This is a genomic window from Nostoc sp. FACHB-280 (genome assembly GCF_014697615.1).
Taxonomy (GTDB): domain Bacteria; phylum Cyanobacteriota; class Cyanobacteriia; order Cyanobacteriales; family Nostocaceae; genus Nostoc_B.
The window spans coordinates 197,616-221,271 of record NZ_JACJSD010000002.1 but is presented as its reverse complement, the minus strand read 5'-3'; the positions used below and the strand labels follow the sequence as shown (position 1 = coordinate 221,271).

Annotated in this window: 24 protein-coding genes; 11 read left to right on the top strand and 13 right to left on the bottom strand. The window is 41.9% G+C overall.

Annotated elements, in window-relative coordinates:
• Positions 1-155 precede the first annotated feature (155 nt).
• From H6G75_RS02795 to H6G75_RS02775, 5 genes are all read right to left on the bottom strand, one after another.
• Positions 156-1,061 carry a hypothetical protein gene (locus tag H6G75_RS02795; RefSeq protein ID WP_190978472.1) on the bottom strand — a complete coding sequence of 302 codons (906 nt, stop codon included), beginning with the start codon at positions 1,059-1,061 and terminating at the stop codon, positions 156-158.
• Positions 1,062-1,152: 91 nt separating this feature from the next.
• Positions 1,153-1,818: a ribonuclease HII gene (locus tag H6G75_RS02790; RefSeq protein WP_190978471.1), complete on the bottom strand. Its 666-nt coding sequence runs from the start codon at positions 1,816-1,818 to the stop codon at positions 1,153-1,155.
• A gap of 8 nt (positions 1,819-1,826) precedes the next feature.
• Positions 1,827-3,884 (bottom strand): Rne/Rng family ribonuclease, encoded by a 2,058-nt coding sequence (locus H6G75_RS02785; protein ID WP_190978470.1) that lies wholly within the window; start codon positions 3,882-3,884, stop codon positions 1,827-1,829.
• Between the two features lie 562 nt (positions 3,885-4,446).
• Positions 4,447-7,065, bottom strand: coding sequence for a TIGR03960 family B12-binding radical SAM protein (locus H6G75_RS02780; RefSeq protein ID WP_190978469.1), 2,619 nt, complete (start codon positions 7,063-7,065; stop codon positions 4,447-4,449).
• 142 nt (positions 7,066-7,207) lie between these two features.
• Entirely contained in the window at positions 7,208-7,540 is a 333-nt protein-coding gene (locus H6G75_RS02775; protein WP_190978468.1) for an STAS domain-containing protein, read from the bottom strand.
• Positions 7,541-7,999: 459 nt separating this feature from the next.
• Between H6G75_RS02775 and H6G75_RS02770 the strand changes: the two genes are divergently transcribed.
• Both H6G75_RS02770 and H6G75_RS02765 read left to right on the top strand, forming a co-directional pair.
• A complete protein-coding gene (locus tag H6G75_RS02770) occupies positions 8,000-8,203 on the top strand; it encodes a hypothetical protein (RefSeq protein WP_190593319.1) in 204 nt (67 codons plus the stop codon).
• 160 nt (positions 8,204-8,363) lie between these two features.
• Positions 8,364-9,533 carry a pyridoxal phosphate-dependent aminotransferase gene (locus H6G75_RS02765; RefSeq protein WP_190978467.1) on the top strand — a complete coding sequence of 390 codons (1,170 nt, stop codon included), beginning with the start codon at positions 8,364-8,366 and terminating at the stop codon, positions 9,531-9,533.
• Between the two features lie 108 nt (positions 9,534-9,641).
• Here the strand turns inward: H6G75_RS02765 and H6G75_RS02760 are convergent, their stop codons facing one another.
• Entirely contained in the window at positions 9,642-9,992 is a 351-nt protein-coding gene (locus H6G75_RS02760) for a hypothetical protein (protein WP_190978466.1), read from the bottom strand.
• A 206-nt stretch (positions 9,993-10,198) separates the two neighbouring features.
• Here H6G75_RS02760 and clpS point away from each other — a divergent pair, with 206 nt between their 5' ends.
• The 3 genes from clpS to H6G75_RS02745 all read left to right on the top strand — a co-directional run bounded on the left by clpS (position 10,199) and on the right by H6G75_RS02745 (position 12,540).
• Positions 10,199-10,480, top strand: a complete 282-nt coding sequence (clpS, locus tag H6G75_RS02755; RefSeq protein ID WP_190967138.1) for an ATP-dependent Clp protease adapter ClpS — start codon at positions 10,199-10,201, stop codon at positions 10,478-10,480.
• Positions 10,481-10,775: 295 nt separating this feature from the next.
• On the top strand, positions 10,776-11,606 hold the full coding sequence (locus H6G75_RS02750; protein ID WP_190978465.1) for a CPBP family intramembrane glutamic endopeptidase: 831 nt from the start codon (positions 10,776-10,778) through the stop codon (positions 11,604-11,606).
• 130 nt (positions 11,607-11,736) lie between these two features.
• A complete protein-coding gene (locus H6G75_RS02745; protein ID WP_190978464.1) occupies positions 11,737-12,540 on the top strand; it encodes an Rpn family recombination-promoting nuclease/putative transposase in 804 nt (267 codons plus the stop codon).
• Between the two features lie 194 nt (positions 12,541-12,734).
• Here the strand turns inward: H6G75_RS02745 and H6G75_RS02740 are convergent, their stop codons facing one another.
• The 3 genes from H6G75_RS02740 to H6G75_RS02730 all read right to left on the bottom strand — a co-directional run bounded on the left by H6G75_RS02740 (position 12,735) and on the right by H6G75_RS02730 (position 16,554).
• Positions 12,735-13,373 (bottom strand): pentapeptide repeat-containing protein, encoded by a 639-nt coding sequence (locus H6G75_RS02740; RefSeq protein ID WP_190978463.1) that lies wholly within the window; start codon positions 13,371-13,373, stop codon positions 12,735-12,737.
• Positions 13,370-14,767: a DICT sensory domain-containing protein gene (locus H6G75_RS02735; RefSeq protein WP_190978462.1), complete on the bottom strand. Its 1,398-nt coding sequence runs from the start codon at positions 14,765-14,767 to the stop codon at positions 13,370-13,372. The genes H6G75_RS02740 and H6G75_RS02735 overlap by 4 nt, the downstream gene beginning before the upstream one ends.
• A 212-nt stretch (positions 14,768-14,979) precedes the next feature.
• Positions 14,980-16,554 carry a photosystem II high light acclimation radical SAM protein gene (locus H6G75_RS02730; protein ID WP_190978461.1) on the bottom strand — a complete coding sequence of 525 codons (1,575 nt, stop codon included), beginning with the start codon at positions 16,552-16,554 and terminating at the stop codon, positions 14,980-14,982.
• 567 nt (positions 16,555-17,121) lie between these two features.
• Between H6G75_RS02730 and H6G75_RS02725 the strand changes: the two genes are divergently transcribed.
• From H6G75_RS02725 to H6G75_RS02705, 5 genes are all read left to right on the top strand, one after another.
• Positions 17,122-17,499 carry a DUF1830 domain-containing protein gene (locus H6G75_RS02725; RefSeq protein WP_190978460.1) on the top strand — a complete coding sequence of 126 codons (378 nt, stop codon included), beginning with the start codon at positions 17,122-17,124 and terminating at the stop codon, positions 17,497-17,499.
• A 143-nt stretch (positions 17,500-17,642) separates the two neighbouring features.
• Positions 17,643-18,104, top strand: coding sequence for a DUF4079 domain-containing protein (locus H6G75_RS02720; protein ID WP_190978459.1), 462 nt, complete (start codon positions 17,643-17,645; stop codon positions 18,102-18,104).
• A gap of 46 nt (positions 18,105-18,150) precedes the next feature.
• Positions 18,151-18,519 carry a hypothetical protein gene (locus H6G75_RS02715; RefSeq protein ID WP_190978458.1) on the top strand — a complete coding sequence of 123 codons (369 nt, stop codon included), beginning with the start codon at positions 18,151-18,153 and terminating at the stop codon, positions 18,517-18,519.
• A gap of 72 nt (positions 18,520-18,591) precedes the next feature.
• Entirely contained in the window at positions 18,592-19,149 is a 558-nt protein-coding gene (locus tag H6G75_RS02710) for a hypothetical protein (RefSeq protein WP_190978457.1), read from the top strand.
• A gap of 128 nt (positions 19,150-19,277) precedes the next feature.
• The gene (locus H6G75_RS02705; protein ID WP_190978456.1) at positions 19,278-20,048 is read left to right on the top strand and encodes an ATP-binding cassette domain-containing protein; all 771 of its coding nucleotides are present in this window, start codon (positions 19,278-19,280) and stop codon (positions 20,046-20,048) included.
• A 208-nt stretch (positions 20,049-20,256) separates the two neighbouring features.
• On the opposite strand, the gene H6G75_RS02700 is transcribed toward H6G75_RS02705, so the two are convergent.
• Positions 20,257-21,024: a response regulator transcription factor gene (locus H6G75_RS02700; protein WP_062296855.1), complete on the bottom strand. Its 768-nt coding sequence runs from the start codon at positions 21,022-21,024 to the stop codon at positions 20,257-20,259.
• 562 nt (positions 21,025-21,586) lie between these two features.
• Here H6G75_RS02700 and H6G75_RS02695 point away from each other — a divergent pair.
• On the top strand, positions 21,587-21,835 hold the full coding sequence (locus tag H6G75_RS02695) for a DUF6761 family protein (RefSeq protein WP_062296854.1): 249 nt from the start codon (positions 21,587-21,589) through the stop codon (positions 21,833-21,835).
• Positions 21,836-22,148: 313 nt separating this feature from the next.
• On the opposite strand, the gene grxD is transcribed toward H6G75_RS02695, so the two are convergent.
• The 3 genes from grxD to H6G75_RS02680 all read right to left on the bottom strand — a co-directional run bounded on the left by grxD (position 22,149) and on the right by H6G75_RS02680 (position 23,532).
• Positions 22,149-22,472: a Grx4 family monothiol glutaredoxin gene (gene grxD / locus H6G75_RS02690; protein WP_190978455.1), complete on the bottom strand. Its 324-nt coding sequence runs from the start codon at positions 22,470-22,472 to the stop codon at positions 22,149-22,151.
• Positions 22,473-22,547: 75 nt separating this feature from the next.
• Positions 22,548-22,802, bottom strand: coding sequence for a BolA family protein (locus tag H6G75_RS02685; RefSeq protein ID WP_062296852.1), 255 nt, complete (start codon positions 22,800-22,802; stop codon positions 22,548-22,550).
• Between the two features lie 160 nt (positions 22,803-22,962).
• The gene (locus H6G75_RS02680) at positions 22,963-23,532 is read right to left on the bottom strand and encodes a hypothetical protein (protein ID WP_190978454.1); all 570 of its coding nucleotides are present in this window, start codon (positions 23,530-23,532) and stop codon (positions 22,963-22,965) included.
• Between the last annotated feature and the right edge of the window lie 124 nt (positions 23,533-23,656).

The following is a 23,656-nucleotide window of genomic DNA, read 5'->3' as shown; positions in this document are numbered from 1 at the left end:
TAATAGGTTAAATTCAGTTGAAGCAACAAAATTTTATAAATTACAGTATGTACTATTTTAATAACAAGACAAAACAGGAATAAGTACGAAAGTAAATTTAGCCATCGTCCATACAAACAAAAAACTTTAATGTATGCACAGTTATTAAACTTGCACTAACATTGCTCATCTAAGATGTTAGCTTTAGCCTGTTTTAATAATGCCATCGCCTGATCACTGGAAAGACCATAAATCTTTTCGTAATCATCAAAGTAATCTTTGGCTTCACCTTGAGTAATAGCTATATAACTCATGTGAAGAACCCACCAAGGCGTTATTCCTAATGCTAGAGTTAATGTATGATGTCTTGTAACTGCATCTGGAAAAGCGTTTAGGTTTAGTAAATCCCCATACTTCGACTCAATAGAAATTTCGTCATTGATACCAAAACCCTGTGGTTTACGTAAAATACTTTCTACTTCATCAATTTTATTTTCTTGATTAAAAGCAACACAAAACTTTTTTGCATCTCCACCCTTTATCTTGGTTCCTAGTTCTGAGAAAATTGCTTTTCCTGGTTGCCAATTTTCTCCTGCATAAGTTGTGTATTCATCTATCATTTTGCCATTTCGAGACAAATGATACCAGAATTGCGAATCGTCTCTTACATAAACAGCTAATGCTGAACAAGAAAATTTTTGAGAAAGATGAGAAGCCCAACAAACTAGAATACCTTCTTTTGTTCCACTGTATTGCCTGAGAAATTTGTTGGCTTGATTATCTAAACTTTTAACCTTAGCTAGTTCATTGTGTGGCTGAGTAACAGCATATTTTAGCAACTGTAGATTCTGATCTGAATCCATATTATGAAGTTGAAACATTCTGGCGTATGCTTGATACATTGATTCAGTATTAGCATTGTTATTAATATTTCCAGAAGTTTCAAAGCTACTGTCGTAAATCGTCGTAAAGTTATTCTCAGTTGGAGAAACGTAACTGTTATAACCTCTATCAGCAAGATAATTAATTAACTCATCTTGAGTGACACCATATAGTGTGAGATTTACATAGCGAGTACCCATAATTGCTTAAAACAACAATATCTTTGTTAGGAAAAAAGTAAAACTATAAAGCGCGATCGCACCTACCAATGAATACACTAAATTATGCAAATTACTGCTGAATTTGGCAAGGGCTGAAAGATTTACGATGCAAAGATGAAGCGCCGTATTCTCGCAACGCCTGTAAATGTTTTGGGCTACCGTATCCTTTATTCTTTGCCAAATCGTACTGCGGATACTTTGCGGCTAAACGCAGTATCAACTCGTCACGCCAAACTTTAGCAACAATACTAGCAGCTGCGATGGAAAGCGATCGCTCATCTCCTTTGACTATTGTTTGTTGGGGTATGTGCAAATCTTTCATTGGTTGATTGCCATCAACCAAGCAAATTACAGGCTGTACTTTCAATTTGAGTACAGCCCGTTTCATGGCTAACAGTGTCGCCTGCAAAATATTTATTTGATCAATCTCCGCAGTTGCAGCAAAACCGATTCTCCAGTCTGTTGCTAATGCACAAATTTGTGCGGCTAATTTCGCCCTTTTAGAACTGGAAAGCTTTTTACTATCTTTAATTCCAGCTGCAATCAATTGCGTGAAAGCATCTGCTGGGAGAATGACGGCTGCTGCAACTACAGGGCCAAATAAAGCACCACGCCCAACTTCATCGATGCCGGCAATTAAGCCAGACATACCCGCTAAAGTGGACGAAAACTCCAGCCATTCCAGTTCACCTAAATTTGGTAGGGAATTAACAGCAGTTTGTTGAATCTCTACCATAAAGCATCTTAACTTTCCTCAGAACCAGATTCTACAGCCGAGGAACGACGACGACGGCGGCGGCTACCTGTAGCAGTCAGATTTCCTTCTGTGTCTTCAGGAGTCGGTGCAAATCCCTCTGACTCTATTGGTTCTTCGGGTAAAGATTTTGCCTCTGGTTCTAGAGGTGGTGGGGCAATGGGTTGAGTGAATGTTTCAGGAATAGCCACCTCGGCAGGCGGTGGTGATAATGTGCTTGTTCCTTGCCCTGGCTGAACAATGTTAATAATCACTGATTTGGGATTTTTCACTTCCCTATCCAATTTCACTAAGGGGGAGATTCCCATCAATGCAAAAACATCTTGTTCTTCTATAGTCATTTCTACAGTTCTAATTTCCGGTGGTTCTACCACTGGTTTGACTGGTTCTGTTTTGATGACTTTATTGCGTTCGACTCTTTCTGTCCAACCTGATTTACCTAATGTGGGTGCAGGGATATCTGGTGTTGGGCTTAAGTCAACTTCATTATCCAGGTCTAGGTCAGTATCACTATCAAAACCGAGAGAATTAGGTGCTAGGCGTGACTCATCTTTACCGTTTGCGCCATTAATCCCAATTCTGCGGCGACGGGTGCGGTTGCCACGTTTATTGTTATCGCCCAGTTCGTGATAGCTGGGATGATTAACTAAATTTAAAGCACTTAAGTCACTGTCACCATCAAAACTATCACCAAAGCTATCAAAGCTTTCTCTAGGTTCAGAAATCCGCGCTACAGGTAAACGAGGTTCTCTTTGTGGTAGAGGTACAAAACGTTCTGGTAATTCTGCTGGTGTGGGTAAGCGAGTTTCGGTTTCGCCGGGGAGATGGACAATGTGACCTAAACCACCGCAGGTTGGACAAGTACCACCAAACAATTCGTAAATGTTTTGACCTTGGCGCTTGCGAGTCAGTTCGACTAAGCCAAGTTCGGTGAGTTGGGCAATTTGGGGACGGGCTTTATCTGCTTTCAGGGCTTTGTTGAAATGTTCCAGGACGTGTAATTGGTCACGCCGTGATTCCATATCAATGAAGTCAACAACAATCACCCCAGCAATATTCCGCAGTCGCAATTGACGGGCAATTTCTGTGGCGGCTTCGCAGTTTGTCCACAATACTGTTTCTCTGGCTGTTGCCGATCGCGTGAATGAACCAGAGTTAACATCAATTACGGTGAGGGCTTCTGTAGGTTCAATAATAATGTAACCACCAGAAGGTAAATCGACTCTGGGTTTCAGGGCTTCTCGAATCGCGGCATTGATGCGGAAATACTCTAATATGGGTGAGCGATCGCGGTGATGATCAATTAACAATCCTTGGGGTGTTTGTCCGCCACTCCAGTTCTGCAAATACTGTTTTACCCGCTTCAAGCCAGTGCTGGAATCAACCACAATTCGGTTGACATCTGCACCATACATATCCCGCAATACCCGTTGAATAAAGTCATCATCTCGATTCAACAGGGCAGGCGCACGGGTTGATTGGGCTTCTTGTTGAATTGCTTCCCATTGTTTTTGCAGCAATTCCAAGTCTTCCATTATGGCTTCTTCGGGTTTGCCTTCAGCTTCTGTTCGTACCAACAAACCCATCCCCGCCGGTTTGATTAAGATTGCTAACGCCCGCAGGCGATTGCGTTCATTTTCACTTTTAATCCGGCGGGATAAATTCACGCCCCGACCATAAGGCATCAGTACTACGTAGCGTCCAGGCAAAGTAATGTTACCAGTGAGCCGCGGCCCTTTTGTCCCGGTTGGCTCTTTCATCACTTGCACCAGCACTTTTTGTTGCGGTGCTAATAATTCTGTAATGGCGGCGGCGGTTCGCTTCAACCTTAATGGGCCTAAGTCCGTGACATGAATAAAGCCATTGCGCTCTGGATCACCAATATTTACAAAAGCTGCATCAATTCCGGGTAAGACGTTTTCTACTACACCTAAGTAGATATCACCGATTTGGTGATGGCCTGTGGCTACAACCAGTTCTTGTATTTGATCTTCAGAAAATACGGCAGCAATTTGATGCTGCTCTGCGATGATAATTTGTTTTGGCATTCAATTTCCTCAAAAATTGGCAGCACTGGTGTAGTTCTGGCGGTTGGTCATATCCCTCGCCCCTGCCAGCTACTAAAGGTACTGCTGATAATAAAATTTGTGAAGCCGAGCTTCAAAGTTAAAGAGTTAATGACTGAGTAATTGCGTTGACACGCCTGTTTATTCCAGAACGGCTGCATATTGTTTAAGTAAATAAATCAACCGTCCGTGGTTGATTTTTGATGCGATACCCGCACCACCTAGGGATTGGGCATTCAGCAGTTGTTTAAAAAAATATAGCGTGAGAGTTGCCGACGGAGCCTGCTTTTAAGTTACTAGTTCACCCAAGTTGCTATCAAGAGAGGCTGTTTTTAATCCGCTTGTTGCTTGTCTGGGATAAAATCCTAGAACTTGCTCTCTAGTATCTTTGCTTCTGCTCCCTGAGTATAGGGGGTAGTGAACTAGTGAATTCAATGCAGCGCCAGAAAATTTCTCTTCACCTCATTCTAACGCAACCTTGCTAAAAATCAATTCCCACGATGTGCTACATCCGGGTAACTACTAGCAAGTTACCCTCTAAGGATTATACTCCCAAAATTAACTGATTGCGGTGAATTTGCAGAAGTTGAAATTCTTGATTTGCAACTACTTCCAGCATAGATAGGACTTGCTCAGGACGCAAGGAAACACCATCATTGCGGCAACTACCTAGAGAACGCAGAATAGCAGTAGATTCGGCGGCACTGTTGTTAATTTTTACTAATGATAATTCAAACAGGCGATCGCGCAGATTTACTATTTGAGTTTTACCAGATTTATTGGTTTGCTCTAGGTTAATTTCTTCCCTGGCCAAGAGGGCATCAATCCAAGCTTGCCATTGTGCAGCTGTGGCTTCACCCGCAACTGCTACCGTAATCAAGTACTCGGCTGCGGCTAAGGCTTGGTTTGCCGATGGAGATTTTAAATCTATCTCTGCTACACAATATATTGGTATATCGCTGGGCAGTTCCTCGGCTAACTTTGCCTGAAAAGTTTCCGTGTCTACAGGTGTAGTTAACTCAAAATCAACAATTTCGCCACTGCTAGTAGCACCTAAAGGTAAAGCACTGGCAATCATAATTCGGGGGTTTGGGTGAAATCCACCTGTGTAAGCAATTGGCAAACTGGCGCGGCGCACAACTCGATCAAGTAAACGCAGCAAATCAAGATTGCCTAGCAAAGCCATGTCACCTTGCTTCCCAAACCAAACACGCAATCTTTGGACTTTGGTAGTATTCGGAACAAACTCACCTGCAAATTGAGGTATTGGCGGCGGTTCAATCACAATATTATGACCGAAGTCTGTGCCGCAGACACCGCAATGGGAACAACCTTCAAAGGAACAATCGGGAACAATTGCTGCTTCTAAGGCGCGTTGCAAGTCTTGTTTCAACCATTTTTTATCGATGCCGGTATCAATATGATCCCAGGGAAGGGGGTTATTGAGAGAGTCGGGAGTCGGGAGTTGGGAGTTGGGGGAATCTTTGTCTTGTGAATGAAACAAGTTCCATTCGCCGTTTTCGACTTGGCGGTATTTCCAGTCTAGACCAGCCTCTTTGATCGCATTGCCCCAAGCGGTGAAGGCTTTATCTAAATTGTCATACCAAGAATCCATACCTGCACCTAATTCCCAAGCGCGGCGGACAACTTGACCCAAAGTGCGCTCGCCTCTACCGATAAAGTCTTCCATTGCCGAAATGCGGACATCGGTGAAGTTGACCTTTACTCCCCGTATCCGGCGGAATTCTTGTCGCAGTAGGTCTTGTTTGCGTTTAAATTCCGCAGTGGCGACGGAGTGCCATTGAAATGGTGTATGCGGTTTGGGCGTAAAGTTGGAAATTGTCAGGTTAAAGTTAAGCGGTCTTCTGCCTTGACCCCGACATTCTCGCTGTAGCCAACGGACTGTTTCAGCAATGCCTAAAACATCTGCATCTGTCTCACCCGGCAAGCCAATCATAAAATAGAGTTTGATTTTATCCCAGCCTTGTTCCCAAGCTGTTTTCACACCTCTTAATAATTCTTCATTGGTCAAACCTTTATTCACAATATCCCGCATTCTTTGGGTTCCGGCTTCTGGTGCAAAGGTTAAGCCACCTTGGCGTGTACCACCGAGAATGTTGGCAATGTTCTCATCAAATCTATCTACACGCTGACTTGGTAAAGACAGGGAAATGTTTTCATTTTTTAACCGATTTTTAATTTCCATCCCCACCGCCGGTAGGGCTAAATAATCGGAACAACTCAAAGATAGTAAAGAAAATTCATTGTAACCAGTCGCCCGCATTCCCTGTTCAATGGCATCTACAACTTTTTCAGGTTCCACATCTCGCGCCGGACGAGTCAGCATTCCTGGTTGACAAAAGCGACAGCCACGGGTGCAGCCACGACGAATTTCAATTGTCAGGCGATCGTGTACTGTTTGGACGTAGGGAACTAAGCCAATCGAGTAGGCGGGTATGGGTGTGGCAACTCTTCTGATAATCCGTTTTGGCACATCGGGGCGGTTGGGATGGACTGAGCCATCAGTTGCCATATCATAAAACTGCGGGACATATACCCCTGGTATCTGTGCCAAGTCGAGTAATAAATCGCGGCGACTCAATTTGGCTTGTTTACCCTCTTCCAAAACCATACCGATTTCGGGTAAGAGTTCTTCGCCATCACCTAAAGCGAAGAAGTCAAAAAAGTCGGCGTAGGGTTCAGGGTTCGAGGTTGCTGTTTGTCCACCCGCAAAAATGAGTGGATAATTCCCGGTGGCTCGTTCTTGCCATGTCAGGGGAATTCCTGCTAAATCCAACATTTCTAAGATGTTGGTTGCACCCAATTCGTAACTGAGACTAAAACCTAAAATGTCAAATTCTGGTAGCGATCGCTTAGACTCTACAGCAAACAAAGGGGTGTTTGTTTCCCTTAACTTTGCTGCTAAGTCTGTACCAGGGAGGTAAGCGCGATCGCATAATTGGCGTGGTTGGGCATTCAAAATGTTATAGAGAATGATATGCCCCAAGTTGGAAGAACCAACTTCATAGACTTCTGGGTAAGTTAATACCCATCTGACAACTGCCGTTTCCCAAGGCTTATGTACTGCTAGGCGTTCGTTACCAAGGTAACGCGCGGGTTTTAGAATATCCGGTGTAATTAATTTTTCAACTGCAACAGCCACTGTGCTATCTTCTAGCTACTTTTATGATTTACAGATAATCACCTCCAACCTTAGCACTGATTTGGTAGCAGCATAGTTTTATCTTTGTAACTGAAAACATCCTTTACAAACCTTTGCTACAAAGATTGCTTATATGCTAGATTTACAGTTTGGCCGATACCAACTCAGCATTATCTGCAAACTCAAATACTTCATCAAGTTGAGTTAATTCAAAGATAATTTTCAGGGCTGGAGACACAGAGCATAACCTTAAGCCCCGTTCTAAGTTTTGCGCCAACTTCAACGCAGACACCAACGCCATTAAGCCGGCACTATCTAGTGACTCTACTGCTGCCAAATCCACAAGTAAGATTGAGACATCATTAGCCGTTAATGCTGTGGTTAAATCTCGTTCAAGTTCTAACGCGTTGGCGGCATTAAGTTTGCCCTGTGGACGAATCACTGCAATTTTTGGGCATTCCAGCACTGCTTGCATATTGACATCCTAAATTAGAGTTATTAAATCTTTAACCTGAGATTTATTTGAACATAATCTCTTTTTTTAAACATCGACCATACGTCTTACATCTCTTTGCTGAATCTTTATCACTGAAGGGTATATCTTTAAAGATTGTCATAAATACAGGGTAAAATGTGTTCATATATACTTTTTTTTAATATTGCTTCTCAAACAATCAACATAGACAGCCACAAAATAAATTGCTGATTGGTAAATTTGCTGGAAAAGCCTAATTTAACGATACTTCAGCCAGTTCATCTGGACTGAGAAAATGAGATGAAATCCGCTCATTGACGAAGAAAAAAGATAGGGCTAGAAGCAAATCAATGAGCAAAATAAATGTGATCTAAATCACCAAAATCATAAATCTAGATCACAATTTTTACTTAGCTACATCCCAGATAATTTAGTATTACCTAAAATGGGTTAATAAATATGAGAACAAGTAAGTATGCTATTCGCCAACTGGTAGAAAAGGCTCTTGATATTAAAAAATTAACTCCAGAGATAGAAAATGAAATTAACTCCGAATTAACTCAAAATGGTTATATTTCGGATGTAGATTACGAAGCTTTGGAATTATTAATGGCAGAAATGGATGCTGGCAGAATCAAGCTAGTTCCTAGCTGGGGATATTAATCTTTAGTCAATTGTTATTTAGTCATTGGCCATTTGTGATGGCAATTCCAATCTCTAACCCCTAGCCTCGGAAATTTTCTGTGAGATTTACTGTTTAGTTACCTGGGGTGGCGTAAACTGTGCTAGTCAGCATTAATGTTTGCATTAATATTAAGTCGCCATGCAGTTCGCTAAACGCCTAGAAAAAATTCCTCCCTACCTCTTTGCTGAAATTAACCGTAAACGAGCAAAACTCGTCGCCGAGGGAGTTGATATCATTAATATGGCAATAGGCGACCCCGATAAACCGACTCCGGCACATATTCTCCAGGTAATGCACGCAGCAATTGATAATAGTGCCACCCATAACTATCCGCCCTACGAAGGAACACAAGAATTTCGGCAAGCGGCTGCTAAATGGATGGAACGTCGGTTTGGGGTAACTGATTTAAACCCAGATACAGAGGTTGTAGCATCTATCGGTTCTAAAGAAGCAATCCATAATACTTTTTTAGCCTTTGTGGAGGCGGGAGACTATACACTCATCCCCGATCCTGGGTATCCGGTGTATCGCACTTCCACAATTTTTGCTGATGGCGAACCATTCACAATGCCACTGAAGGCAGAAAACCAGTTTTTACCAGATTTAAACGCAATTCCCGAAGAAATCGCCCAAAAAGCCAAGCTGTTGTGGATTAATTACCCAAATAACCCAACTGGGGGAGTCGCCACACTTGAGTTTTTTGCAGAATTAGTAGATTTTTGTAAGCAGTACAACATCTTGCTGTGTCATGACAATGCTTACTCAGAGATGGCATACAACGGCTATAAACCGCCGAGTGTGTTGCAAGTTCCTGGGGCGAAGGATATCGCCATTGAGTTTCACAGTTTGTCGAAGTCTTACAATATGACAGGCTGGCGGGTTGGTTTTGTAGCGGGGAATGCGCTGGGTATTCAAGGCTTAAGGCAAGTTAAAACCAACGTTGATTCGGGAGTGTTTAAGGCAATTCAAACAGCTGCGATCGCAGCTTACAATACTTCAGAAGCTGAACTGCAAACTTTGATGTCTGTTTATCAACATCGCCGCGACACCATCGTTAAAGGATTGCAATCTTTAGGATGGCCGATTCAGCCGCCAAAAGCTACCCTGTACGTATGGGTTCCTGTACCTGCTGGCTATACTTCTGCGGAATTTGTAAATTTACTGCTTGACAAATGCGGCATTATGGTAGCTCCTGGTAGTGGTTACGGTGCATCTGGTGAAGGCTTTTTCCGCATTGCTTTAACTATCCCTGAAGAACGAATGCAAGCAGCCATTGAGCGAATGAAAGACGCTGGTATTCGCTACTAAAAAAGTATGAAGTGTGAAGTCTGAAGGATAAAATTCGGCGTTGCAGACAAACTCATTAACCTCTCTGCGCCTCCGCGCCTCTGCGTGAGGTAAATCATTCTAAATACTTCATAATTCAGACTTTCTACTTTGCCACATCTGCTGTATAAATTGATGGAGTTGCTGTTTAGCTGCCAAGTCTGGTTCACCTTTTGGTTCTTTAACCAAAACCTGACTCAACAGGGTAATTACTTCCGTGTCTAAAGCAGGGCGAAATAATTGGAGAGGCCAAAACAAGTCAGATGCGTCTCGCAGGTCTGTAATTAGTGGTGGTTCTTGAGTATGGTTAGCCAGCAGTAAAGGACGCACCCAACACAACTGACGAGATACGACAACTTCAATTACTTCCGCGTACAAATTCTTGTCGCTATGCGCTAAAGACACAATTTGTCCTGGTTGAAATTCTGGGTGTGTATCCATAATCATGTAGCTGGGACAGTAGCAAAGTTAATTTTGCAGCTTTTCTCATTGTAATTGGCAGGACGGGCTTGTTTTGAGAACTTACCTTTGGGTAAGAGGGAGTTTAAAATTTAATGTTATAAAATAAGTGAATAACTGTTAAGCTGTTAAGCGATCGCCAATAGGCATTCCGTTGTAGTAAATCATCGAAACAAGAGCAAAGAACCGTGTCAGTCGAAACCATTGAGAAGAGTTCCACATCCCGCAAGCTCGCCCCTCGGTATCGCGTTCTGCTCCATAACGACGACTACAACTCGATGGAGTACGTGGTGCAGGTATTATTAACAACAATACCGAGTCTCACTCAGCCCCAAGCTGTGAGTATCATGATGGAAGCACATACAAATGGGTTAGCTTTAGTCATTACCTGCGCCCTAGAACACGCTGAATTTTACTGTGAAACATTGAAAAATCACGGTTTATCCAGCAGTATTGAACCTGATGAGTAGTCATTGGTCATTGGTCATTTGTTATTCGTCATTTGTTCAATGTAGTCTACCTAACAACGAAAAGTGGCTACAAGGATAAAGCCTGTGTCCGCAAGCTAGAAAGATTCGTTTTAAAATGAGTCGCACTGGCGGATGCGCGTTTGTATAGCCGCGATTTCAATGGTCGGGGCTTTTATTAATGAAATATAGCAATAGTCAAGGTAGTTAGGACATTGGTAAATGATACAACCTAGACAGCAAAAAACTTTTAATTCTGTCACCTGTCCCCTGTTACCTGTTACCTGCTATTTTTAGTATGAAAAACAACCTTGTCCGTTTAGCTCAACGCCCTGCCCCCATTCGGCTGGGTTGTTTTATTTTAATGCTGTTGTTGCTATGGTTGCCTTTTGCTGCACCAATTTACTTACTAGTGCGTGATGCTAACTTAGTAAGTATTTTGACAATGGTTTTACTATACATAGAATTTATTATTCTATTGAAGCTATGGGGTAAATATGTCTACCAACAACCTCAGATATTGCAGCATTATGGTTTAGATACTACACCACACAACAGAACAGATTTGCTGCGGGGTTTGGCTATAGGTTTTACTAATATTTGGCTACTTTTTGGCATAGAAAGTCTTTTAGGTTGGCTGGTATGGCAACAACCGCAAGTTTTCTTATTAAAAATAGTTATAGAAGGTGTAATTGTCGGCTTGGGCGTTGGGTTTGCCGAGGAGTTATTATTTCGCGGCTGGTTACTGGATGAATTAGAACGCGACTACAACCAACGTGTAGCATTATGGACGGATGCTGTTGTCTTTGCTACCTTACATTTTATTAAACCATTAGAGGCAGTTATCCAAACTCTGCCGCAGTTCCCAGCTTTAGTAGTTTTAGGTTTAACGCAGGTATGGGCAAAGCGTTGGCGTAGAGGGCGTTTAGGTTTACCAATTGGTTTGCATGGTGGTTTAGTTGGCGGTTTCTACATTATTAATGTTGGTGGATTAATTAAATACACAGGTGTAGTACCTGATTGGGTTACGGGAGTATATCAAAATCCTTTGATGGGGTTGATGGGGTTATTTTTGATGAGTATTTTGGCGGTATGGATGAGCAGGAGAGGGAAGCGATCGCACCTTTGAGATAATATTAGAACTATTTGCGATCGCAGCAATAAAATGCAAAATATCACTCAGAAATGAAATTTGTCGTTACGCGCCAAACATCAGGATAGTACAATCACCGTAGTCAAAAATCTGCTCAAACATCTGTGTGAAAACCGACACCATATTTTATCGCTTATTTCAAGAACTCCCCAGCATCTTCTTTGAACTAATTGGCAATCCTCCCGAAATTGCCAACATTTATCAATTTGCTTCTGTTGAAATCAAACAAACAGCCTTTAGAATTGATGGTGTATTTCTCCCCATTCAAAATGAACAAAGCCCGATTTATTTTGTTGAAGTTCAATTTCAACCGGATGCAGATATTTACTTACGCCTAATATCAGAACTTGCTTTATACTTACGCCAAAATAAACCTAAAAATCCTTGGTGCGGTGTGGTAATTTATCCCAGCAGAGATATAGATATCGGCTATAAAGAACATTTCTTAGAATTATTCCAAAGCCAGCGTATCAGTCTAATTTACTTAGATGAATTAGGCGAATCTGCTTCCTTACCAATAGGTATTGCTACGATAAAATTAGTAATAGAAGAGGAAGATACAGCAATTAACACAGCCAGGGAATTAATCAACCGCACCCAGCAAGCCGTTAATTTGCAACTACCACAAAAACAGTTACTAGAATTAATAGAGACAATCTTAGTTTATAAATTTCCCCAAATGAATCGCCAGGAGATAGAAGCAATGTTTGGTTTCAGTGAATTGAAGCAAACGCGAGTTTATCAGGAAGCTAGAGAAGAAGGTAAACTAGAAGGCAAACTAGAAGGTAAACTAGAAGCTGTACCTAAGTTTTTGGCATTAGGCTTGACTGTAGAACAAATAGCACAGGCTTTAGACTTAGATATTACACAAGTCCAACAAGTAGTGCAGCAAATATCCCCCAATCAATAGCTCAAGTTATGAGTAAAAAAAGTTTCTTTCCTTGCTGATGTTGTGATAAAAGTACATCAAATCTCTGCGGAATTATATTTGATGATATGGCGATCGCTCCTTATGATTTGAATGGGAATAAAAAATGACGCAATCCAGTAGCTAGAAACAAGAGTTTGCGCCTTGGCGTGAGAGGGAAATTCTTCTGTCAATCCTTACAACCCATGTTCAGCAATTGTCCCCACCAAACACGCTTTATCCAACTTCACACCGCTTAAATTAGCCCCTTCCAACTCTGCACATAACAAGTTAGCACCTGTAAGATTTGCCCCCGCCAAATTTGCCCCCCGCAAATCAGCCTCTTCCAAATTTGCTTCACTCAACAGCGTTCCTTGCAAGTCAGCGCGGCTTAAGTCTGCGCCTTTGAGATTTGCCCCACTCAAGTTAGCACCACGCAAGTCAGCACCGCGCAAGTCAACGCCTTGTAAATTGACGTTCATTAAATTCGCGCCACTTAAAAAAGCACCTGCCAACGAGACATCACTTAGGGTTGCGCCCATCAAGTTCGCGCCGCGTAAATTACTACCACGCAAGTCAGCACTGGTTAAGTCGGCTTGCATCAAGTTTGCGCCCATCAAGTTCGCCCGCAAGTCAGTTTCTTGTAGGTTCGCCCCCATTAAATTGGCTCCTTCTAAATGTCCGCCTTCGAGCTTGGAACCACTAAAATTAGTGCCAACCAGGGTTGCGCCTGCAAAATTAATCCGGCTTAAATCGAGTTTACAAAGTTCCTCGTCTTCTAAGTTTACCCCTGGCAGTTGTTTGAGGGTTCCTGATTTAATGGCTTCAATGTTCATTGGGGGTAACTACCAATTTCCTCACTACTTTTGCTATGGCTATCCCAGCGAGAATCAAGTAACCACATACCGTTGCTGGCTTTGGTTGTCATCACAGGTAAGTCTAACCCTTGTTGCAAACCCATGACTAACAAAGTTAGGGCATCTATTAGTTTAGGGTCAAAGCGGGTTGATTGTTGCTGTCGGCATGGTTCTAAAGCTTGAACAAATATTTCTTCCCGACTTTGATTAGCTGATTTAATTTGATGGACTCGCCATTGAAATTCGGCTACTAAAGCTAAAATTCTCGATTCTAATGGAATTTCATCACCAGCTAAACCTGCGGGTTCGCCTGTACCATCCCACCACTCGGTTTGGTGGGTGATAATTTGAGCAACTGCTCGTAAACGGGGCATGGTTCGCAATACCTGTGCGCCTGGTACTAGAGGACAAGTTAAAGGACAACTTGGAGCTTGTTCTGTGTAACTGCTAGATGTTCCAGGAGTCAGAATACTTTCAGCTTTTTGTAGCGGATCTATGCGGTGTAATAAACCTGCCAAGCGCAATCTTTTGATTTGCCAAGCTGGTAGTTCTAACAATTGTCCCATTGCTTCGGAAAGGGCGACAACTTCCGATGCTGCCATTGGGTTGTTGATATCTGCCAAATCTATCAACTGCGCCATCCGCAAAAATGCTTGAATTTCGTTAGATAACAAGTTGCTATCTAAGGCTTTTTGACGTAATGCTGTGGGAATTGATAAGTTATCTTGCCCAGTTTGCAGGTAATCAATGACGCGAGAGACTACTGTACTTAAGTCCTCTAGTGTGGCAAGACGAGATTGGATTGCTTGTTGATGAGAGGTGAGTTTTGCGGCTAGTTCTGGGTTGTATTGTTGAATATGAGCGATCGCTAATTCTGCTGTTTCCTTCACTAATTCCGGTTCAAATGTCCACAACCCATAGAATTTCCGTTCTAAATCGGAATCTGGTAATCCACCTGCACCATAATCAGCCTCAGATAACTCTTGACAAAGTACCATTGCTGTGTATCCAGGCGACAGAATAATTAAATGCCATTCCTGTGCCACCGCATCAGTTGAATCCAACGCTACTAAGTCTACATTGGATAATTTGCTGGTAGGATGTTCCGCAAAGCCAGCATCGGGTGAAGCCATGATGACAATTTCCCGACTACATTTAGCTATGTCTGCATATCTTTCGGCTTCTTGCAAATACCATTTACCACGTTGGAAAGCTGTAATTACCAAGGGTTGACCTTGATCAGCTAAAATGTGGTCTTCGAGAGCATGACACAAAGCAACTAAAGTGTTTTTATAATACACCCCAAATCGAATTGGTCTATTGCTATGGCGATGGGCGGCTTCCAACTGTTGTAAAATTGAACCTTCTAACATGGGTTTGGAGTTTTATAAGAGGTTAGAGGCTAGAGGTTAGAACGTAAGATTCAAGAATTTTCCGAATCGTTTTAAGTTTTGTGGGATGGGTAAGATGACCATCCCCTGGTATCTATTAGGTAGGACGGAAAGTCTGCCTAATAAATATCATCTCTTGATTCAGAAACACTAATTTTTTAGTTCCTAACCTCTTATATTTATTAATGTGTTTTCTATGATATGCCTGCTAATTGTTTTTCTTTCGGCTCAATTGGTGCGGAAAGTGCTGTTTCTAATTCCGCACAACCTAGCCTTGCTTCTAAAATCTTCATCACTTCCCTTCCGAAGTCATTGGGATTTTGTCGCCAAGCTTGTAAGCAGACTTCACCAAAGAACGAACCGAGGGGTTCTGGGTTCCACAGCAGTTTTTTCGCTGTCCACGGCATCAAGCTCATAGGATTGTACCCTGGTTTGAGGATGCCTTCTTTAAAGGCATATTCTTCTAGATGGGTGTGGGGTTGCAGTCCGATAAAGAAAATTGCGGGTTCAACTTTATCTGCACCAAAGATACGTTCTAGTTCGCGGTGGTAGGCGATGGTTTGGCGAATAGTTTCGGGACGTTCGTCAATCACATTAAAGGAATAATTGACAGAAACTAAATCGTTAAACCCAGCGGCTTTTAAATCACGACAGTTTTGTAAGACAGTCCGCAGGTTGTAACCCATCCGCATTTTGCGTACCAGTTCTTGAGAACCGCTGGTAATGCCAATTTCAAAATAGTTCATCCCGGTTTTTGCCATCAATTCGCACAATTCCGGTGTTAAATTATCGGCTCTGATGTATGCTGCCCAATGAATATCTTGCATCCCAGAATCAACGATCGCCTGTAATAATTCAATGGCATCATTGATATATCGCCGCGCTGGGATAAATTGAGCATCAGTAAACCAAAAGTTCCGTACACCGCGATTATATAGTTGCCGGATTTCCGCTACAACTTCTTCGGCAGGATTGATACGTACTTGTTTACCTTCAACCACGGTATAAACACAGTAGCAGCAGTTATGCGGACAACCGCGCTTGGTTTGCACACCGATATAAAAGTCTTGGTCTTGCAGGTAATAGTTAAACTCTGGCCAGACACTTTCAATGTAGTCGTAGTTACAAGCGGTTTTTTGTAATGGGGTGGGTTGTTCGTGAATTAGGCGCTGGCGTGGTTTACCTTCCCCAACTACATAACAACGTTCATCACGAAATTCTTGATTATTCAAGAATTTCTCCAGTAAGGTTTCCCCTTCGCCCACAGAAATAATTGTGCCGGAAGGTAAGCTTTTACCTAACTGTTCATAAAATACGCTGACTGCGCCACCGCCAACCACTGCACGCGCATCGGTACGGTATTTTTGGGCGCGTTTTAAACCGCGTTTGATTAATCCCAAATTACGCCACAACTCCACATAGTAGGCAATGAAGATGCGTAAACCACCCAAAGCCCCACGTAATTTAATCAGGGGATTTTTCGCGTAGTAAAATTCAAAAGCGTTTTGCAACGGGTTGCCACCGCGTCCACCCACGGGGGCATAAATTTGAATATCCCGCCAAGAAAATACTAACAGTGTAGGTTGGAACTCATCGATACAGCGATCTAACGCCGCAGCATAGTCTAAAGGGGGGACTGTTCCCAAATCGAAAATGCGCTGTTTGATGTTCGGGAATAGCTTGTGGACATGATCACAAAGATAAACCACCCCAATGGGAAAAATGGGGTTACAAGGAAGGCGAACGTAGAGAATGCGATTTTCGATCATCGGAGTTTTAACCTTTATCTTGCCATTCTTTGAGGAAAGCGAGGGAAATGGGCTTGCTTAGTTGTATTTATGACAGCCTAGTTTGACTTAGAAGTTAATTTATGCTTTTACATTTTTCCGGTGAGGAATGGTGAAAAGGGCTAAATTAGCTTGGCATCAAACAGGAGAGATTGGTTTATGAATAAATTGTTCATATATCTTTACCATAACATTGAGTTTAATCATTAAGCGATGATCCCTCGCTATCTCTTTGGGGATAAAAGTCCAGCCAAACTCATGAAAAGAAAGATACAAGCTTAATCAACAGGTTGCATCCTCTAGAGAGAGTTAATTAATAACTTAGGCAAAATTGTTACCAAAGAAAACAATTAAAAATTTTCCGTAATAGTGTATAATTTTTTAAAAATAGATTTTTTTTATAAAATTTTCATAACTTGAACATATCTTTAGATAGAAATAACGTAGAAATTTTCAGTTGGTAGTCGGAGTTACAGCAACTGGGGATCAGCCGGTGTTAGTCTGGGCTGGTGTAATATACAATGTTTGGCGTAAAGCTCCTCGGCAGTTATGGCTCAAATACTAGATTCTCTACCACCTGAGCAATCGGGGAAAATTCTCTGCTGCTACGTTAATGTCACAAGTAAAATCCAGGTAGCTCGCATCTCTAATATTGCTAACTGGTACTTTGAAAGGGTTGTGTTTCCTGGGCAGCGCCTCGTGTTTGAAGCCCCGATAGAAGCTCAAATGGAGATTCACACGGGGATGATGGCAAGTGCAATTTTATCGGATACAATTCCGTGCGATCGCCTTGCACTTCAAGAACCAAGCAGTAGTGATTTTAATACCGACTCAGTTACTCTCGACCCTATCAGTAAAAAACCCATAGTCCAGTCAATTAATACCAAAAGCGGAGATACAACAAAACCTTTAACAATCGCTGGTTAATCATGCCTTGATTAAAATAAAAAAAATTGATCAAAAAAAATTTAAGGTTGCTGATATCAGCAACCTTTTCTATTGTGATGGTGGGTTGTCATCAGTCATTTGTCCTTTGTCATTTGTTTCCAATTCCCCACTCCCCCAAATTTATGCACCTACCTTCTTTTCTCTGGCTATGGAAAATCGCCGCTTGGTCGATGGGCTTATCGCTGTTAGCGTATATCATGTTAGCTGTTACTGGGATACTAATGTGGCAAGCGAGAACTTCCCAGTCTATGCCTAGTTTGCCAGGATTTCCTGTTAGTCGTGGGGGGGTGCGATCGCTCCACTATACAATGGGCATCAGTATGGTGAGTTTAGTGTTATTGTTATTGGCGATCGGTATTATCGGCACATTAGGCCACTTTGGTTCATTAGGACATTCATCACATTTATCTGCTGGGCTAATAGTAGTATTTTTAGTTTTGCTATCTGCTATCAGTGCGACTCAAATTAACCCCAGAAGACCTTGGGTAAGAACTTTACACATCACTGTCAATATTATTCTGTTTACCGCCTTTGCTTGGGTATCCTGGACAGGCTGGACTGTGGTACAGAAGTATTTACCTTAGAGTCATTTTAGAGCATTTTAGATTACTCTCTTTAAGGGAAAATCTTATGACCAAAATTAGTTGTATATGCGGTGAAATAATTAACCTATCCTCAATTCCAAATCGGCAATGCTTTCACATGGTTTGGGAACCACTGATTGAAACATTAGCTGGTGATTTAATCATTGCCCATCAAAAAGCTGCATCTGATGAAGAGTTTGAAACACAGGTCAATAAACTGCTAATTCCAATAAGACCAGAACCAGAATTTCCAGAAATTTATGAATGCCCTCACTGTAAAAGACTAGCTGTGTTAGCTCGTGCTTCTGATCGTGAAATTACATTTTGGTATCAGCAAGAACAGGCAAACACAGATACAGACTCATTACGTTCCTTAGTTGAGAAAACAATAGATAATCGAGCTGATGGGATTTAATAAACCATCAGCTAAAACTTTTTGTCTAAGTCCCGTTAGGATAAAACTGAAAGCAACAATCTTAATGGAACCGTGACAGCCAACTCAGCTAATACCTCTACAACTATATTTCGCCTATCTCCGTTGATTCGGATTACCCTGTTGAGTTTATATGTAGCACTCACAATACCATTGCCATTTTTAGCCCAAGCAACAGCCGCACCAACACCACCTACATTACTTTGGGTAGGAATTGCCATTGGCTTTGTCGGACTGTATGCAGTGTTGACTGAAAGAGTAATTGTCAACGACCAAGAAATTCAAGTTACTTACCCTGTTTGGGTTCCGCGTTTCTTTCGTAAAGGTTGGTCTTTACCTTGGTCAGAAGTTAAAGAATTAAAACCCCGTTCTACAGGTCAAGGGGGGTTAGTTTATTATTTCCTCAGCAAAGATGGTAAAGCATATTTATTACCGATGCGAGTGGCGGGATTTGCCCGTTTAGTAAATATTGTGCAAGCCAAAACAGGCATAGACACCACAGATGTTCGTCCCTTAGCACAGCCTTGGATGTATGCGATTTTATTTGGATTTACATTACTACTGCTGTTAGTCGATGCTTGGACTATCAATACAGCTTTGACACTATCTTAAATTTAGGACTCTTAATCAAAACATCCAAAATTGTCTTGTGGGATGGGTGTCCTCATCCGTCCCATCCCAAGGGCGGGCAGGATGCCCACCCCACAAGATAGATAATATATTGATTGAATTTTTATACTGTGGATAATTTCACTCCACAAGCCCAACTCAGGCTTGAGCAAGTTAATCTATTTAGCAAACTAAAAAGCAATCACCAGGGATACCCAATTTTACAGAATATTTCCTTTCAAGTATTCCCTGGTGAAAGAATTGCTATTATTGGCGTAACTGGTGCTGGCAAAACCTCATTACTACGCCTAATAAACCGCTTAACTGAACCTACTAGCGGTAAAATTTATCTGGAAAATCAAGAATATCACCAAATTCCTGCCATCCCACTGCGCCAAACAGTAACACTGGTGTTGCAAGAGTCAAAGCTACTGGGGATGACAGTCCAGCAAGCCTTGGAATATCCTTTAGTTTTGCGCGGGATACCCAAACAGACGATTCAGCAACGAGTTAGCCATTGGCTGGAACAACTGCATATTCCTAACGACTGGTTAGCCAAGAATGAGTTACAGTTGTCATCGGGTCAAAGGCAATTAGTTGCGATCGCTCGTGCTTTAATCATCCAACCCAAAATTTTACTATTAGATGAGCCAACATCAGCCTTGGATGCGGGTACAGCCTCTTATCTGATGCAAATCCTCATTCAACTAGCCGAAACCCAACAAACTACAATTTTGATGGTCAATCACCAGTTAGATTTAGCCCAAATGTTTTGTACAAGACTGTTACACCTGCACCAAGGCCAGTTGTTAGCAGACAAACCCGCCTCTGAGTTAGATTTAGTCAGTTTACAAGCAAGTTTGACTCAGGCAGAAACTCAAGCCGCACAAGAATGGATTTAAAAACCTCTTATCTGATAAATCACCCTAAACACAACACTTACAGCACTCTTCCTTTGGATAAAACCCATTAGCCTCTCTCCTCTGGAACTTGTACTGCACCCAACCAAACCCTGTTATGTAGCAGTTGAAGCATAGTTTCAGAAATCCGCAGCTGATAAAATCCAGGCAAAACCTATCACCTGTCACCTGTTATCTCTCACCTGCTTCATCACCGTTGAGTAGTAAGTGTTGGACGTTGATTGCTAAACCGTTCTTTTGCTAACTTAGTTTGTGATTGGGGAAGATTGGCATTCAAAATTTCCATGTTAAATCTGTATCCCACATTCCGAATAGTTTGAATCAAACTAGGCTGGCGGGGATCAAGTTCTACTTTTTTGCGTAGCGATAAAACATGAGTGTCTATCGTGCGCGGGTTGTCAATTGCATCTGGCCAAGCACGACGCAGCAATTCTGACCGAGACAAAGGTACTCCGCCAGCTTGCGCCAACACATACAACAAACTAAATTCCTGGGGTGTTAAATCAATAAACTCCCCTTGGAACCGGACACGACGTTGCACTAAATCAATTTGCAAAGTGCCATAGTCTAAATAAGCTGGCGCAGTCGGCGTGCGTTTGCGGCGAATTAGTGCCTCAACCCTAGCCAAAAACTCCTGCATCCCAAAAGGTTTGCTGAGGTAATCATCGGCCCCCGCTTTTAGTCCTGCGACCACATCCGCCTCGTTGCTACGCGCAGACAGCATTAAGATTAAAGGCTGCTGCTGACGGTGCAACCAACGGCAAAACTCGATACCATCTCCATCAGGCAGATCCGCATCTAGAATCACTAGAGTAGGTTGATGGGTTAAAAACACTTCTCTTGCTTGATAAATGCTGGCAGCTTGATTTACCCTATACTCTAACTGTTGCAAGTGCCAACCCAGCAACGACCTTAGATGGGGATTCCCCTCAACGATTTCAATACAAACCGAACCCACGGCGGTAAGACCCCTTAGCGTTGATGACTTTCAAAGTAACAAGCTCATGCTCAAGGTTTTGTAGTCTTTGTTACTTCTAATCACAATTCATTTGACATTTATTCCACAAAAGGGTGGCAATATCTCCCACCTCAGCCTATTTCCAAGGTTAATTAGTAATTTTCTTAAATTTTTGTTAGACTTATCGAAAGTTCTTCTTAACAATCATTTGGCTTTTAGCAAATTGTAACTTTATGAAGAACTTGTACTGAGTCAAATTATAATTCTTGCAAAAGTCCGTCAGCCTGTTGTTTAAGTGTGGGTCTTGCTTGCTTAAGCTTAACCTCAAGCACAAAAATAGGGGTTTTTGAAAGAAGAAATCATAAGAATAAATTATTTACCAATCAATTTCCCAGTTTTCTGGAATAGGATCTAAATACGCTGTAACTGCTTGAGGGGGCAGGTCAAAGCAGAACCATTGGCATAATTTATATGTCAAAAACGCTAAAAAAGCGAAAGTGGCACTTCACATTTCAGCGTTAATCATTTACAATTCTCATTCCAAAGAGATCAAACAGCAGTTATGCTTCAAGACACACAAACCATCCGCTATTACCAAAGACTCACAGACGCCTTCGTCGAGCTATGGAATCGCGGTTATCGTATGGACGATATGCGGATGTATTTGGATGGATATCTAGCCGCACTGCGACATGGCAACGCTATCGAGCCATATCTGATTCATCGTCTAGAAGAGGAAGCCAGCCGCTACTTGTACGATGCGTCAAATTTTGCAATGCCGGAACCACAACCACAACACGATTACTACTAAAGCAAAAAGCTTTAGCCCTTAAAAGTAAGCGTAGATTGACGCAGATGATTATAGCACGTTATCTGTATTGATCAAGTGTGCAGTGGTGTAAATTTTGGGAGAGATTGTACTAGAAAAACATCCCCTTTGACTTGTGGTAATTTTGGTAACTCTCATAAGGGATGTTTAAGATCGTGATTTTAATTAAAAAAGCAGAAAATTTTTTATTCACTACTTGCTACTAACCATTGAGTAATTTTTCTGCTTTGGGAAGCGTAGTCCATCAAAAAAGCCCCTGTAACGGGGCTTTTTTGTAATTAAACTTATTTTAAAATTACGAAGCTAGAGCAACTTCCACTTTTTCCTGCAATTCACCCTTTTGGTACATTTCAATCAAGATGTCGGAACCACCGATGAATTCACCATTGATATAAACTTGAGGAATGGTTGGCCAGTTGGAGTATTCTTTAATTCCTTGACGAATTTCAGCATCATCAAGAACATTAAACGTCTCGAAGGGAACACCCAAAGTATTGAGGATTTGGACAACGTTGTTAGAAAAACCACATTGAGGCATTAACTTAGTCCCCTTCATGAAAACAAAGATTTTGTTTTGTTTAATTAAGTTCTGAATTCTCTCTTGGGCTTCTTGTGACATGGTGTTTTAGTTTCCTATGTTACGGATATAAAAAAATCAATAGTCAATGCTCAACCTAGCTTGGAACTATTGATTTTATGAAGTGGTTGTTTGCCAAGTTTCTGGCGTAAATGTTTTAACTGCCAAGGCGTGAATTGCTTCCGTGGACATAGCTTGCCGCAACGCGCCATAAACTAGCTGATGTTGTTGCACCAGTCCTTTACCTGCAAACTGCGATGAGACGACTGTAACTTGATAGTGGTCTCCGCCACCTGTTAAGTCTTGTACTTGTATCTGAGCGTCTGGCAGTTCCGCCTTGATCATAGCTTCAATCTGCTGCGGACTAATCATCGCAATTTCTGAAAAACTACTTCTCTATTATTAGCAGATTAAGGAGTGGAAGAAGCAGAGGGGCAGGGAGCAGGAAGCAGGAGAAGAAAGATAAGGGGGACAAGGCTGACAAGGGAGAATAGCTATTGACCACTGACCATTGACTCTTGACTCTCAAGATTTATTTTTGAGAAGTGGAACCGCCTTGTCTGGGGTATGGGGTATCCACAAAACCGAGTTCAAATAGCTGTTGATATGCTTTTTTACCTAAATCGCGTGTGGGATTTTGACTTTTAATAATTTGAATTAATAATGGTACAGCTAATTCTGGCTGATTTTGGGCGCGATGTACAAGTGCGAGTTGATATGTAGCTTCATCTCGCTTTTGGGCGCTTAGTAAAGCTTTTTGACGTTGAGAGTCAGATACTCTGATGTCAATACCAGAAAAGCTAGAGTTTAAGTCTTGATAAAAGTTAGATAGCTGATTATAAACTTGCCGTGCTTCTTGGAGCTTTTTGGCGGCTAGGGCATAGTTTTGGGCGGAAACTGCTGCTTCTGCCTCTTTCATCAGTCGTTCTCCGCCTTCAATGCTTAACAGGCTATTGGTTTGGGTGGTAGGACGGAGATTGTTGGGGTCATTCGGATCAATGGGCTGTGCTTGTTGGCTATAAGCGGGGGATAGCAAACTTAATAAGAGAATGACTGAGAAGGAACTGAGGCTAATAAAAGGCGCAGTTGCAGCTATTTTCATGGATTGAATGGGTGTGACAAATATATACAAATACTAAGAGAAACTTTGGGTATCTTAACTTTGTTTTCGTTTTAAACAAAACACAGCTATATACTTGGTTTCTTTGCTTTAGACTGAAAATCGG

What these genes read in the sequence shown, in the direction of transcription:
- H6G75_RS02795 (WP_190978472.1), bottom strand. Translation starts at nt 1,061, where the DNA reads ATGGGTACTCGCTATGTAAATCTCACACTATATGGTGTCACTCAAGAT.
- H6G75_RS02790 (WP_190978471.1), bottom strand. Translation starts at nt 1,818, where the DNA reads ATGGTAGAGATTCAACAAACTGCTGTTAATTCCCTACCAAATTTAGGT.
- H6G75_RS02785 (WP_190978470.1), bottom strand. Translation starts at nt 3,884, where the DNA reads ATGCCAAAACAAATTATCATCGCAGAGCAGCATCAAATTGCTGCCGTA.
- H6G75_RS02775 (WP_190978468.1), bottom strand. Translation starts at nt 7,540, where the DNA reads ATGCAAGCAGTGCTGGAATGCCCAAAAATTGCAGTGATTCGTCCACAG.
- H6G75_RS02770 (WP_190593319.1), top strand. Translation starts at nt 8,000, where the DNA reads ATGAGAACAAGTAAGTATGCTATTCGCCAACTGGTAGAAAAGGCTCTT.
- H6G75_RS02765 (WP_190978467.1), top strand. Translation starts at nt 8,364, where the DNA reads ATGCAGTTCGCTAAACGCCTAGAAAAAATTCCTCCCTACCTCTTTGCT.
- H6G75_RS02760 (WP_190978466.1), bottom strand. Translation starts at nt 9,992, where the DNA reads ATGGATACACACCCAGAATTTCAACCAGGACAAATTGTGTCTTTAGCG.
- H6G75_RS02750 (WP_190978465.1), top strand. Translation starts at nt 10,776, where the DNA reads ATGAAAAACAACCTTGTCCGTTTAGCTCAACGCCCTGCCCCCATTCGG.
- H6G75_RS02740 (WP_190978463.1), bottom strand. Translation starts at nt 13,373, where the DNA reads ATGAACATTGAAGCCATTAAATCAGGAACCCTCAAACAACTGCCAGGG.
- H6G75_RS02735 (WP_190978462.1), bottom strand. Translation starts at nt 14,767, where the DNA reads ATGTTAGAAGGTTCAATTTTACAACAGTTGGAAGCCGCCCATCGCCAT.
- H6G75_RS02730 (WP_190978461.1), bottom strand. Translation starts at nt 16,554, where the DNA reads ATGATCGAAAATCGCATTCTCTACGTTCGCCTTCCTTGTAACCCCATT.
- H6G75_RS02725 (WP_190978460.1), top strand. Translation starts at nt 17,122, where the DNA reads ATGGCTCAAATACTAGATTCTCTACCACCTGAGCAATCGGGGAAAATT.
- H6G75_RS02720 (WP_190978459.1), top strand. Translation starts at nt 17,643, where the DNA reads ATGCACCTACCTTCTTTTCTCTGGCTATGGAAAATCGCCGCTTGGTCG.
- H6G75_RS02715 (WP_190978458.1), top strand. Translation starts at nt 18,151, where the DNA reads ATGACCAAAATTAGTTGTATATGCGGTGAAATAATTAACCTATCCTCA.
- H6G75_RS02695 (WP_062296854.1), top strand. Translation starts at nt 21,587, where the DNA reads ATGCTTCAAGACACACAAACCATCCGCTATTACCAAAGACTCACAGAC.
- grxD (WP_190978455.1), bottom strand. Translation starts at nt 22,472, where the DNA reads ATGTCACAAGAAGCCCAAGAGAGAATTCAGAACTTAATTAAACAAAAC.
- H6G75_RS02685 (WP_062296852.1), bottom strand. Translation starts at nt 22,802, where the DNA reads ATGATTAGTCCGCAGCAGATTGAAGCTATGATCAAGGCGGAACTGCCA.
- H6G75_RS02680 (WP_190978454.1), bottom strand. Translation starts at nt 23,532, where the DNA reads ATGAAAATAGCTGCAACTGCGCCTTTTATTAGCCTCAGTTCCTTCTCA.